The sequence below is a fragment of the Micromonospora sp. NPDC005298 genome (genome assembly GCF_040607375.1).
GTDB lineage: Bacteria > Actinomycetota > Actinomycetes > Mycobacteriales > Micromonosporaceae > Micromonospora.
The window spans coordinates 609,140-621,797 of record NZ_JBEXGP010000001.1; the positions used below are offsets into that span (position 1 = coordinate 609,140).

Annotated in this window: 8 protein-coding genes; 3 read left to right on the forward strand and 5 right to left on the reverse strand. The window is 68.4% G+C overall.

Features of this window, described 5'->3' with window-relative positions; translation table 11 throughout:
- Positions 1 to 4: 4 nt before the first annotated feature.
- From ABZS77_RS03000 to acs, 4 genes are all read right to left on the reverse strand, one after another.
- Positions 5 to 937, reverse strand: a complete 933-nt coding sequence (locus ABZS77_RS03000) for an alpha/beta hydrolase (RefSeq protein ID WP_354816192.1) — start codon at positions 935 to 937, stop codon at positions 5 to 7.
- Positions 938 to 1,084: 147 nt separating this feature from the next.
- Positions 1,085 to 3,535: an immune inhibitor A domain-containing protein gene (locus ABZS77_RS03005; protein WP_354817136.1), complete on the reverse strand. Its 2,451-nt coding sequence runs from the start codon at positions 3,533 to 3,535 to the stop codon at positions 1,085 to 1,087.
- Between the two features lie 344 nt (positions 3,536 to 3,879).
- Positions 3,880 to 6,675, reverse strand: a complete 2,796-nt coding sequence (locus ABZS77_RS03010) for an immune inhibitor A domain-containing protein (protein ID WP_354816195.1) — start codon at positions 6,673 to 6,675, stop codon at positions 3,880 to 3,882.
- A gap of 263 nt (positions 6,676 to 6,938) precedes the next feature.
- On the reverse strand, positions 6,939 to 8,903 hold the full coding sequence (acs, locus tag ABZS77_RS03015) for an acetate--CoA ligase (RefSeq protein WP_354816198.1): 1,965 nt from the start codon (positions 8,901 to 8,903) through the stop codon (positions 6,939 to 6,941).
- A gap of 302 nt (positions 8,904 to 9,205) precedes the next feature.
- Here acs and ABZS77_RS03020 point away from each other — a divergent pair, with 302 nt between their 5' ends.
- Positions 9,206 to 9,952, forward strand: a complete 747-nt coding sequence (locus ABZS77_RS03020) for an oxidoreductase (protein ID WP_354816201.1) — start codon at positions 9,206 to 9,208, stop codon at positions 9,950 to 9,952.
- A gap of 106 nt (positions 9,953 to 10,058) precedes the next feature.
- Here ABZS77_RS03020 and ABZS77_RS03025 read toward each other — a convergent pair whose 3' ends face one another.
- Positions 10,059 to 10,859: an HAD-IB family hydrolase gene (locus ABZS77_RS03025; RefSeq protein WP_354816204.1), complete on the reverse strand. Its 801-nt coding sequence runs from the start codon at positions 10,857 to 10,859 to the stop codon at positions 10,059 to 10,061.
- Positions 10,860 to 11,255: 396 nt separating this feature from the next.
- On the opposite strand from ABZS77_RS03025, the gene ABZS77_RS03030 reads away from it, so the two are divergent.
- Positions 11,256 to 11,441 carry a hypothetical protein gene (locus ABZS77_RS03030; RefSeq protein WP_354816206.1) on the forward strand — a complete coding sequence of 62 codons (186 nt, stop codon included), beginning with the start codon at positions 11,256 to 11,258 and terminating at the stop codon, positions 11,439 to 11,441.
- Positions 11,442 to 11,835: 394 nt separating this feature from the next.
- Positions 11,836 to 12,372: a hypothetical protein gene (locus ABZS77_RS03035; protein ID WP_354816208.1), complete on the forward strand. Its 537-nt coding sequence runs from the start codon at positions 11,836 to 11,838 to the stop codon at positions 12,370 to 12,372.
- The last annotated feature ends 286 nt before the right edge of the window (positions 12,373 to 12,658 follow it).

Consider the following 12,658-nt stretch of genomic DNA (forward strand, 5'->3'; position numbering starts at 1 on the left):
CCGGTCAGGTCTTGGCCCAGCGCAGGATCTCGCCGAGTACCAGCTCCGGGGCCTCCAGGTGCGGGAAGTGTCCCACCTCGTCGAGCAGCCGCCACTCGTACGGGGCGACGACGTACCGTCCGGAACCCAGGGCCGTCCTCGGCAGGGAGGCGACGTCGAGTGCCCCGTGCAGTTGGAGGGTCGGGGTGACAAGCGGCTTCTGCATGAGGCGTACGAACCGGTAGCCGTGCAGTCGCAGCACCGAGCGGAACGCCCACCGGTAGCCCTCCAGTGCGCAGAATGCGGCCTGCGGGATGCGCATGGCCTCCCGGTACCGCTGGGCGTACGCCTCGAAGTCCGACCCGGCCACCCATCGTGGCCCGCCCCACCGGTGCAGGATCTCTCCCACGGCCGCCGCGCCGTCCCGGGTCAGGACGTGCTCGTAGCGGGGCAGTTGGAACTTCAACGCCGGGGTGGAGGCGGCGAACTGCCCGCGCGGGTCGGCGAAGATGGCGGCGCGCAGTCGCAGCGGGTGCGGTGCTCCCAGCACCACGAGCCGGCGGACCAGGGACGAGTGGAATGACGCCACGGTCCAGGCCACCATGCCGCCGACGCCGCTGCCGACGAGTGTCGCGGACCGTTCACCGAGGGCCCGGATCAGCCCGGCGATGTCGGCGGCGAGGGTGTAGCCGTCGTACCCCCGGGGTGGTTTGTCGCTGGCGCCGTAGCCGCGCAGGTCGACGGCGACCGCCCGGAAGCCGGCGTCGGCGACGGCCGGGAGTATCTGGTGCCACGCCCACCAGTGCTCCGGGAAGCCGTGCAGGAAGAGCACCATCGGGCCGGTGCCGGCCTCGACCACGTGGAACCGGGTGCCGTTGGCGCCGATGAAGCGGTGCGTCCACGGCCCCTCGGTGAGGACACAGGACTCGTCGACGACTCCGCCGCGCTGGTCGGTCATGGCAGACAGCCTAGGACCAGGTTGCCTCCGACGGCCCTGGTGGTCGCGGTGAACAGGGAGAAGCCCGGGTTGTCCCCTACCGGTACACAGGGCGACGCCCGGGCAGATGACTGCCCGGGCGTCGCTGGGTGGTGCGGGATTCAGTGGTCAGCTGATCCGGATCTTCATCGAGGTGCCGTCCTGCTCCTGAACCTTGATCTTGACACCGGCGGCGGGGAGCTTGACGCCGTGGTTCGGCAGCTCCTCGTAGAAGTACTTCTTGGTGTCGTCGAACAGCGGCTCGGCGGCCTGACCGCGGATGTACTGCGGCTGGCTGTTGAGGTGCAGGGTGAACGAGTCGGCCTTCTTGAGGCTGAACGGAGCGTCGTAGACCTGGACGCGGGCCCGCCACGGAGCGCCGGTCAGGTTGTAGATCGGGCGCGGGTGCGCGTCGATGTACAGGTTGCGACCCTCACCCGGGTGACCACCCGGGTTGGCCTCGGAGACCGGTGCGGTGTTGTTGTCCGACCAGCGGGTGTTCCAGTACGAGATGAGCAGGCCCTCCTGGTACGCGTAGTGGTCCACCCAGTCCGGGCGGGTGTTCGCGTAGCCGAAGAAGTACGGGCCGGTCTTCAGGTACTTGTCGTACGAGACGTACGACCGGTTGCCGGCGATGTAGTAGTTGTCGAACAGCCGGGTGTAGGTCGACCCGACCACCTGGAACTTGTCGAAGGTCCAGCCCGCGTTGGCGGTCTCGGCACCGTCGGTGAACACCGTCTGACCGTCGGCGGTCACGGTGATCGCGTCACCGAAGAAGCCGCCCTCGGAGACGCCGCCGTCGGTGACGTAGTGCAGGCGGACCTGCGCGACCTTGCCGGCGAGCGAGGTGAGCGGGATGTTGACGTCCACCCACGCGCCGTTGCTGCTGCCCGCGAGGGCCGGGCGGTTGGCGCCGTCGACGCCGATCGGCTTGCCGTTGACGGTGCCGTCCAGGTCGGACCACGTCTTACCGCCGTCCGTCGACCCCTCGAAGTAGAGGTAGTCGAAGCCGGCTTCGATGCTGTACTTGCCCTTGAGCGACAGCGCCGCCGCGGACTTCCCGGTGAGGTCGAACGTCCTCGTCATCTTGCTGTCGAGGTTGTCCTCGTTACCGGAGAAGTACTGCTTGGCACCTTCGAACGGCGCACCGTAGTCGAACGTGTACTCCCGCTGGGGGAGCACCACCACGGCGGCCTGGGCCTTGTCCGAGTTGTACTCCTGCGGGCCGAGTTCGAGCGTCCGCTTCTGCCCCGCGACCACGACCTCGTAGTCGAGCCAGCCGAGCTGGAGCTTGTTCCAGGCACCGAGGTCGCCACCGCGGTCACCGATGGCCGGGTCGTTCTTGGCACCGAGCCGGCTCTGGGCCATCAGGGTCCAGTGCTCGTTGCTGTTGTCGGCGGGTCCGTAGTCGTCCGGCAGGCCCAGGTCGTGGCCGTACTCGTGGTAGAAGACGCTGCGGCCACCGTTCTCCGGCTGGATCGTGTAGTCGCGGATCCAGACGCCGGTGTTGCCGATCTGGGTGCCGCCGATCGGGAAGTTCGGCGGGCCGACGGGCGAGCTGTTGAACGCCGACCAGCGGTGGCTCCAGATGGCGTCCTCACCCTGCTGCGGGTCACCGTCGGCCTGGTCGCCGCCGGAGTGGACGATCTGGAAGTGGTCGATGTAGCCGTCCGACTCGTTGAAGTCGCCGTCACCGTCGTAGTCGAACCGGTCCCACTGGTCGTAGGACCGCATCTCCTCGGCGATCTGCGCGTCCGTCCGGCCCTTGGCCTTCTGGTCGGCGACCCACTGGTTGGCGGCGTCGCGGATCAGGTCCCAGGTGTTGGAGCAGACGTTGCCCGCGCAGACGGCGCGGTCGTCCCGCGGGTCCACCGGCGCGCCCGGCCTGGGGTCCGGGATCGGGTCGTCGGAACGACCGTAGCGGGCCTCGTTGTACCGGACCTTGACCCAGTCGGTGACCTGGCCCTCGACGGTGTAGCGACCCGAGGACTGGGCCTCGTAGTACTGCTTGAGCGACTCGTCGCCCGGGTTGGTGCCGAAGTAGACCTGGCGGTAGTGCTCCGGGCTGAAGTCCGGCTGCCAGATCGTGGAGTTGTCCACGGCCCGGTTGGGCTGCGGGATCTTGTTGTGCAGCGGCCCGTCGAACGTCGCCGGTCCGGCGATGTTCGGGTTGATGTCCTTGTCCGGGTAGGACGGGTGCCGCTCGTCGCCGAACTCGGCCAGGATCACGAAGATCTTGTCGGTACGCTCACGCTCGAGCTCGACGTACTGGTCCTTGGTGGCCTGAGCGCCGGCGGTACGGGCGTTCGCGTTGCCACCCGCCTTGCCGACCTGACCGACCTTGACGACCTTGCTTCCATTGCGCTCGATCGGCTTGCTGCGACCGCTCAGCACGTCGCTGAGACCCTGCTCCCGCAGCTCGCGGCGCTTCTCCTCGAGCTTGTCCGGGAGCTCGTCCTTCAGCGTCTGCGGTTCGGCAGCGGCCGGTGCTGCTGCCGGCAGTTTGGGCTGAGGCGCCGCCGAGGCGGACGGGCCGAAAGCCAGGCCCGTCGCCGTCAGTGAGAGCCCGATCAGACCCACTGCGACTTTGCGCACGTGGTACCTCCGGTGTGAGGGAACCGGCCCAACGGGGGTACAGGCCGGCGGGAGATCGATCCCACGAGTGGGACCAATGGTGAACATAGACACTGCTGGGACGGGTGGGAAGATGCACGCGTCGATTTGTTGCAAGATTTTGTTTGCGACGCCTTTCGCCGTCACACACCGGCGCTTCATCAGCCATGCTGGCCAGCGGCGCTCGTACGGACGGCTTTACAACGACGATTTTCGATCAATTTGATCGACCGAACGGCAGTGGGGCCGGAGGCGTCTCCGCCACCGGCCCCACCGTTACCGCTGTTGTCAGATAGAGAACCGTGAAACGGTCACTTCTTCGCCGGGGTGACGAAGATCGTGGCCGACGAGTTGTCCCGCGCGGCCTTCTTCACGGTCAGCGACACGCCGTAGTTCACGCCCTGGTCGCCCGGGTTACCGGTGCCCAGCACGATCGCGCCGCCACCCAGCGTCACACCGTAGAACTCCGGCGCCGGGCTACCGTCCGGGTTGGTCACCCGGGTGGTGTACGGCGCGTTGTTCCGCGACGGCACCACGACCGACGCGTCGTTGTCCCGGGCGTAGGGAGCCCCGTCACGCATCTCGATGCCCGGGTACCAGGTCTTGGCGTCGGTGAAGGACTTCACCGGCTTCTGCGCCTTGAACTTCGTGCAGTACGCGCTGTACGGCTCGTCCGCCGCCTCCAGGCACTCCGTGAAGGGGTACGTCTTCTGGAGGCCGAACGCCGCGTTCGCCGACTGCGGACGGCTGGGCAGGTTGTCCGTCACCGACGGGTCCTTCACGGCTGCCTCGCCGGTGCGCCGGTACGGGTCGAAGTGCGAGTCCACGATCAGGAGCCCGCCCTTCGCGCCGTAGCTGGGCAGCGCGGTCATCTGCCCGGTGACGTGGTTGACGTCGCCGAGCGCGGTGTCCCGGTACCAGACCAGCATGCCCGGCGCGTTGTACGAGATCCGGTCGACCTTCCACGCCTCGTGGGAGTAGATCGTGTCGTACGCGTACTTCAGGCCCTTGTCGAAGCCGTCGAAGTTGCGCCACTCGGCCAGGTAGTAGTGCGCGTGGGTCTCGACGCCGCTGGAGACCTTCCAGCCCGCGCCGGTGGTGTCGACGAACGTGCCGCCGGTGGCGGTCCAGCCGTTGTCGCCGCCCTCGACGTCGTCGCTCCAGGTGGTGGCGCCGCCGCCGGTGACCGAGAAGTCGTCGACGAACCAGTTGCGCTCCTCGAACGCCTCGTCGGTGGCCAGGCGCAGCCGCACCTGCACGGTGGTCCCGGCGTACGCCGACAGGTCGACGTAGTCGTGACGCCAGCCGTCGGTGCTGCCGGTCAGGCCGTACTTCTTGCCGCCGAAGTCGTTCATCCGGCCGTTCGGGTCACCGTAGTTGTCAGGCGTGGTGACCACGGCGCCACCCTCGGCGTAGACCTTCTGCTCGGTCCAGGTCGTGCCGCCGTCGGTCGACAGCTCGACGAAGCCGTAGTCCCAGTCCTCTTCGATGATGTAGTTGTTCCACATCCAGAACTTGGCGTCGGCGGCCGAGGGCACGTCGACCGAGCGGCTCAGCTTGACGTCGGCCCAGCTCTGGTCGTTGTTGCTGTGCCACATCTTGGTGCCGCTGTGCGGCGTGGCCAACGTCGTGATCTTGTCCGGCAGGTCGACCTTGATGCCGTCCTCGGAGTCGATCGGCGTACGCGAGGTCTGGCCGAGCTTGACCTCACGCGGGTTCGAGCCGGGGCGGATGGTCAGCGGGTCGGCCCAGCCGAGCACCCACTTGTCCCAGATGCCCATGTGTGTCGGCAGCGCCTGGAAGATCTCACCGGAGTGCGAGCCCGAGGCCATCAGGTCCCAGAAGTCCACGTCAGAGTCGGCGTTGCCGGACGTGTCGTAGAGGTCCGGGAGGCCCAGGTCGTGACCGAACTCGTGGGCGAAGACGCCGACACCGGCGTCCTCAGGCTGCACGATGTAGTTCGACACCTTCAGGTTGGTGCCCGGGATGGTGTAGCCACCCGGAACGGAGGAGGAGTGCGCCCAGACGGCGTACACGCCCTGGTCGCCGCCGCCTCGCGACTTGCCCTGCCCGGCGTGCACCAGCACGAGGTGGTCGATCACGCCGTCCGGCTCGAAGAGGTTGCCGTCACCGTCGCGGTCGGCCTGGTCCTCGATGTCGTAGTCGGCCCACGGGAAGTTCGGGTCCTTCGCGGCGAGCGCCTCGATCGCGTCGCCCGCCAGCCGGCCCGCGCCGGCCGGGTTGTCCGGGTGGCCGTTCATCGACTGCTCCCGGCCGGGAACCCAGTTGCCGTTCTCGTCCTGGGTGCAGCGGTTGGCCGCGTACCAGCCCTCCGAGTGCGGCACCGTGATCCACGGGCTGGCCTGCCCGTCGACGGTGTACGCGTTCTTGGACATCTCCAGGTACATGTTGTGCATGGTGCGACCGGAGATGTCGACACCCTTCTTGCCGTCCGGGCCCTTGAGGTCCTTGCGGACCCGCTCGGTGATGCCCTTCTTGCTGTAGAGCATCTTGTTGTAGTGCGACGGCGAGAAGTCCGGCACCCACATCGAGTTGTTGTCCTCGTGCGGAAGCCTGCCCGGGTCCGGGATCTTGTTGTGCTTCGGGCCGTTCTGCACGGTGCCCGGCACGCAGGTGCGGTCCTCGAACACGGTCTTCGGGACCATCACGTTCGTGAAGTCGTCGTTCGCCTTGTCGTTGAACTCGACGAGCAGCGTCAGCAGCTTCGCCGTCTGCGTGGTCGGCGCCTGCTTGATCTTGCGGGGGTTCTTGCCGGTCTGGATCGACTTGGCCTCGATCTTCGCCAACTGCTTGGCGGTGACCGGGTTGCCCCGCGCGTGCTTCTGGTCGAACGCGCGAGCGGCGTCGGCGGCGGGCGTGTACACGCCGCCCTTGCCCTTGACCTCGCGGCCGGCGGTGTCCGGCTGCACCTCGGGCTCGGCGTAGTTGATGTAGTACTCGTCGGCGCCGATCACCGCCCGGGGGGTGCCGGACGCCGACTGGGCCGCCGCGCTGCCACCCACGGTCAGTGTGGTGGCCGCGAGGGCAATGGCGGGTAACGCGACGAGTAGTCGTCGACGCGACCCCGGTTGGGAGTTCTTGTTCATGCCACTCCGTTCTCGGCATGGGCGGAGGAAGTCGGTCGGTCCCGAGGCGCGGTGAGGGCGCATCGACAACACCCGACGCGCGTGAAACTAAATGAGAAACAAGCCAAACGGCGGGATCGTGATCGATGCGTTATCTGCGCGTCTTCGCACGGACAGTCGATGTCCGAGATCGACTGGGAGCGTTTCCGGCCGTACCTCCACAGACGACGGCGGGGGGTGACGGTCCGTCCGGACCGCCACCCCCCGCCGGGGTACGCCTGCCGTCAGTCCTCGTCGGACTTCGCGCCGCTCATCCCCGAGGAGATCAGCTCCATCACCGACGAGTCCTGCAACGTCGTCACGTCGCCGAGCGACCGGTTCTCCGCCACGTCCCGCAGCAACCGACGCATGATCTTGCCGGAGCGGGTCTTCGGCAGCTCCGGCACCAGCATGATCTGCCGCGGCTTGGCGATCGGGCCGAGCGTCTTCGCCACATGGTTGCGCAGGTCCGCGATGAGCTGCTCACCGGCCTCGCCGGCGATGTCCGTGCTGCCGCGCGGAATGGCGAACGCGACGATCGCCTGACCGGTCGTCGGGTCGGTCGCGCCGACCACCGCCGCCTCGGCCACCGACGGGTGCGACACCAACGCCGACTCCACCTCCGTGGTGGAGATGTTGTGGCCGGACACCAGCATCACGTCGTCCACCCGGCCGAGCAGCCAGATGTGCCCGTCGTCGTCCTTCTTCGCGCCGTCCCCGGCGAAGTACATCCCCTCGAACCGCGACCAGTACGTCTCGATGAACCGGTTGTCGTCACCCCAGATGGTGCGCAGCATCGACGGCCACGGCTCACGCAGCACCAGGTAACCGCCACCGCCGTTCGGCACCGACTGGCCCTGGTCGTCCACCACGTCCGCCACGATGCCCGGCAACGGGGTCATCGCCGACCCCGGCTTCGCCGCCGTCACACCCGGCAGCGGGGAGATCATGATCGAACCCGTCTCGGTCTGCCACCAGGTGTCCACGACGGGCAGCTCATCCCGGCCGATGTGCTTCCGGTACCACATCCACGCCTCCGGGTTGATCGGCTCGCCGACGCTGCCCAGCAGGCGCAGCGACGACAGGTCGAACCCGGCCGGAATGTCGTCGCCCCACTTCATCATCGTCCGGATCAGGGTCGGGGCGGTGTAGAGGATGCTGACGCCGTACCTGTCGATGATCTCCCAGAACCTGCCCTTGTTCGGGGTGTCCGGGGTGCCCTCGTACATCACCTGGGTGGCGCCGTTGGAGAGCGGGCCGTACACGATGTACGAGTGCCCGGTCACCCAGCCGATGTCGGCGGTGCACCAGTAGACGTCCGTCTCCGGCTTCAGGTCGAACACCGCGTGGGTGGTGTACGACGCCTGGGTGAGGTAGCCGCCGGTGGTGTGCAGGATGCCCTTCGGCCGGGCCGTCGTGCCGCTGGTGTAGAGGATGAACAGCGGGTGCTCGGCGTCGAACGGCTGCGCGGTGTGCTCGGCCGACGCCGTCTCCACCGTCTCGTGCCACCAGTGGTCCTTCTCCGTCCAGGCCACGTCCTCGCCGGTGCGGCGGACCACGAGCACGTGCTCGATCGACGGGCAGTTCGCCACCGCCTCGTCCACCGTCGGCTTCAACGCCGACGGCTTGCCCCGCCGGTAACCGCCGTCCGCGGTGATCACGACCTTGGCGCTGGCGTCCTGGATCCGGTTGCTCAACGAGTCGGCGGAGAAGCCGCCGAAGACCACACTGTGCGCGGCCCCGATCCGGGCGCACGCCAGCATCGCCACCGCCGCCTCCGGGATCATCGGCAGGTAGATCGCCACCCGGTCGCCGGCGGTCACACCCAGGTCGGTGAGCGCGTTCGCCGCCCGGCAGGTCAGCTCGTGCAGATCCTTGTACGTGATGGTGCGGGTGTCACCCGGCTCGCCCTCCCAGTGGATCGCGACCTTGTCGCCGCGGCCCGCCTCGACGTGCCGGTCCAGACAGTTGTACGCCACGTTGAGCTGCCCACCGACGAACCACTTCGCGAACGGCGGGTTCGACCAGTCGAGCACCTCGTCCCACTTCTTCGACCACGCCAGCCGGTCGGCCTGCTTCGCCCAGAACGCGAGCCGGTCGGCCTCTGCCTCGGCGTACGCGTCGACGGTGACGTTCGCGTGCGCGGCGAGCTCGGCCGGCGGGGGGAACTGGCGCGTCTCGTTCAGCAGATTGGCCAACGCCTCGCTCATGCCGTGACTCCTCGTCCTCAGGGTGACCCGCGTCTCGTGGGCACGAGGGTAGTCGTGGGCCCCCCGAGCGGCGACCGCCGCCCACTCCGTCGCGCCGAGCGGCCACCGCCGCGCGCCCGACGGCCCGTCGTACACCCCGGCCCTGCCCCGATCGGCCGCCCACGACGCCCGGCTGGTCTGTCCGGACTCCCGGGGACACCGGCCGCGACAAGGTCGCGGCCGTGTGCGACGGCCGGGTGGTACGGGTCGCGTTGCCGGCGGGTGCGGCCCGCCGCGCCGGGCCGGGTCGCTAGCGTGGCGGGGTGACCACCGATCCGCTTGCCCCCCTGCTCGCGCTCGCCGACATCCCCTCCGCCGTCGAGCAGGCCCGCGAGCGCTTCGACCAGGCGCTCGGGCACCGCGCGCTGCGCCGCAACGGCGGACAGGTAGCGGCCGAGGTCAGCCTGCGCTCCGCGGTGGCCAGCGCCGCCCTCGAAGGAGCCGTGCACGAGCGCGAGGAGGTCCGTGCCGGCACCGTCACCGACCCGGTGCTCCAGGGGGCGCTACGGGTCGCCGGGGCGCTGCCCGGACTGAGCGAACTCTGGCCCAGGGCCCCCCGGCAGGCCCTCGCCAAACTGCACGTCCTCGCCGCCCGCGACATCGTGTCCGAGGCCGAGTTGGGCCGCCCGGTCGCCGACCCGGTGGTCGCCGCCCGCCTCGACGGGCTCGCCGGCCTGGTCGCCGGCGGCACGAAGGTCTCCCCGCTGGTACTCGCCGCCGTCGTACACGGCGAACTGCTCAACCTGCGCCCCTTCGCCGGCCCGTCCGGCGTGGTCGCCCGTGGCGCCGCCCGCCTGGTGCTGCTCTCCAGCGGTCTCGACCCGCGCGGCCTGCTCGGCGTCGACGTCGGTCACCGCGAGCGGGAACCGGAGTACGTCGGATCGGCCGGCGCCTTCGCCACCGGCACCCCCGACGGCCTGCGCTCCTGGCTCCGCCACTACATGGCCGCCGTCGAGGTCGGCGCCGACCAGCTGACCGCCATCGGCGACGAGATCCTCGCCGCCGCCTGACCGCCCCCCACTGACGGCGTCGATCTTGCAGTTGTCGCGCCGGCAAAGGGCGCACAACTGGTTAATCTGCCCGCCACAACTCCATGATCGACGCGGTGGGGTGAGGTCAGGCTGTGGCGGCTCGGGTGCGGCGGTGCCGGCCGTACCAGGCGATGCCGATGGCCACACCCACACCGACACCCAGAGCCGCCGCGGCCACCGGGACGGCCGGACGCTCCCGCAGCCGACGGCCCAGCGGGATCGGGTGCCGGAACTCCAACACCGGCCACGCGTTCTCCGACGCCAGCCGCCGCAACTGCCGATCCGGGTTCACCACACTCGGGTGACCCACGCACTCCAACAGCGGACGATCGCTGTACGAGTCGGAGTAGGCGTACGAGTCGGCCAGGTCGTAGTCCCGCGCGGCCGCCAACTCCGTGACCGCCTCGACCTTGCTCGGACCGGCCGCGTAGAACTCGACCTCGCCGCTGTACCGGCCATCGCGCACCGTCATCCGGGTCGCGATCACGTCGGTCACCCCGAGCAGCTCACCGATCGGCCGGACCATCTCCTCGCCGGACGCCGACACCAGCACCACGTCCCGCCCGGCCGCCTGGTGCTCCACGATCAGGGCGGCGGCCTCGGCGTACACGTAAGGGTTGATCAGCTCGTGCAGCGTCTCCGCGACGATCTGACGGACCTGCTCCACCTGCCAGCCCTTGCAGAGCGCAGCCAGGTAGTCCCGTGTTCGGGCCATGGTCTGCTCGTCGGTGCCGCCCAGCCGGAACATCAGCTGCGCGTACGCCGACTTGACCACGTCTCGCCGGGTGATCAGCCCGTCCCGGTAGAACGGCCGACCGAACGCCAGGGCGCTCGACTTGGCGATGACGGTCTTGTCCAGATCGAAGAAAGCGGCACTTCGGCCCACGGCGCGAAAGTCTAGCCCGATGGTCTATCGTCGGCGGGTGCCCGGGGTCACGCCACCCCTCAGACCTGCGGGCCGCCACCGCCATCTCCGCTCCGCGTGATCACGCTCACACTGCGCGAGGATAATTTCGCAGTGAGTGGAGACGGCACCACTCGACGTGACGGGCGCGCTCAGGCAGACTTGTCGGTACGACGAGCTTTCACATCCACGAAAACAGACAGACCCTCAGCGGTTGCACCCCCCGTGACCGCTGAGTGGTTCGGCTCGACCCCCCCGGAGCCGAACCTTCGACGACCCCCGTCTCCCCCCGACGGGGGTCGTCCCTTTCTGCTGGAAGCGCTCCCGACCAGGTGCGGCCGTGCCCGGGTTGCCAGGACCAGTAGGCAGGAGAACGTGATGCCGCAGCGGGAGACAGCCGAGCGCCTGACGCTGGTGGACACCGTTGGCCGATGGTTCCACCTGGACCAGCCAGTGTTCATCGAACGCGGGCAGACCTACTGGATCGATCGCACGACAAGTGAACTGTGCGTCGATCGGGGAGACGGGCGAGTCACGCGGACTGCTGGCGGGATGTGCCGCTGAGCCGCCGGCGAGGTTGAGGCAGGCAGATCAGGGCAGAGCCTGGGTTTCCTAGGTCCCGGTGACGACTGCCGGAATCTTGCACGCCATCCCGGGCCAGGTGGCGTTGGCGCGCCGCAGATCGTGAAATCGCATCCCGCCGACAGCCTTTGTCGCCACGCAGGCGACGGCCTCCCGTTCGGTGGTGAACTCAGCCGGCCATCGATGCTCCCCATCGGGGCCACGGGCCGACCCGCCAGCGTCCAAACGTGCGTCAAGGCCGCCTTGACGTGGAGGGCCGGGTGGTAGCCCGCTCCCCGTGGGCCGGTTGACGGCAGACGGGACAGCAAAAAATGGCGTAGACCGTCATGATTGTGATCATGGATGCGTCCGTCCGGACGAGTAGAGAGTGAGAGACATGAGATTTGCAATGAGGCGTCGATTAAGCCGTATTGCTGCTGGAATGCTGGCCAGCGTCGCAGCGGCTGGTGCCCTGGTCGTTTCGTCCGCCGCACCGGCTAGCGCGGACGCCTACACGTCGTGGACGTACCTGAGGAACGCGGCAACATTGGATTGCCTGGCCACCGACTGGAGCACCCGCGTCTACACCTTTACCGGGTGCAATGGGCCGCAGCGGTGGCAACTGCAATTCCTCGACGCCTACCCGGGATCCTTCTTGCTGCGCAACGAGGCGACCGGACGCTGCCTGAAGCAAGTGACCATCTCCCGGGTGATCAGCGCCTCCTGCGACGGGTCCATAATCGAGTTCCGGTGGCAATCAACTTCCGAGTTCATCTGGAGCGCCAACACCGGCGGTCTCCTCGTCACGGACTTCACCCGCAAGGTGTCTCTATACAATGCGGACTATTGGCCCAGTGATCAGTCTTGGAGCCTGCCTTACTTCCTTTCTGCTACTTCAGGAAATCTCCCGCAGAATGAGAGTCTCGTTAGTTAGACCTGCGTGGCACGAGAAGATTTGAAGAACCACGAGTGGGCTGTGCTGGTGCCGCTGCTGCCGGCACAGCCCGTTCGGGGTTACCAGTGGCGGATCACCGGCAGGTCATCAACGCGGACGGCTGCTCTGCCTGCTGCCGCAGGCGGCGTTCCGTTCGTCCCTGAGGAACCGCTAGCCGTCGGTGAGCTGCGCCAACAGCAGACGTGAGCAGTCCGAGCAGCCCGTAGGCGTCCACGGCCGGCCGGCCTTGCTCCGTGCGCCCAGCTTCACGACGGTCAGGGAACGA

Excerpts from the sequence above, each read along its gene's own strand:
- ABZS77_RS03010 (WP_354816195.1), bottom strand. The coding sequence starts at position 6,675 with ATGAACAAGAACTCCCAACCGGGGTCGCGTCGACGACTACTCGTCGCG.
- ABZS77_RS03035 (WP_354816208.1), top strand. The coding sequence starts at position 11,836 with ATGAGATTTGCAATGAGGCGTCGATTAAGCCGTATTGCTGCTGGAATG.
- acs (WP_354816198.1), bottom strand. The coding sequence starts at position 8,903 with ATGAGCGAGGCGTTGGCCAATCTGCTGAACGAGACGCGCCAGTTCCCC.
- ABZS77_RS03000 (WP_354816192.1), bottom strand. The coding sequence starts at position 937 with ATGACCGACCAGCGCGGCGGAGTCGTCGACGAGTCCTGTGTCCTCACC.
- ABZS77_RS03030 (WP_354816206.1), top strand. The coding sequence starts at position 11,256 with ATGCCGCAGCGGGAGACAGCCGAGCGCCTGACGCTGGTGGACACCGTT.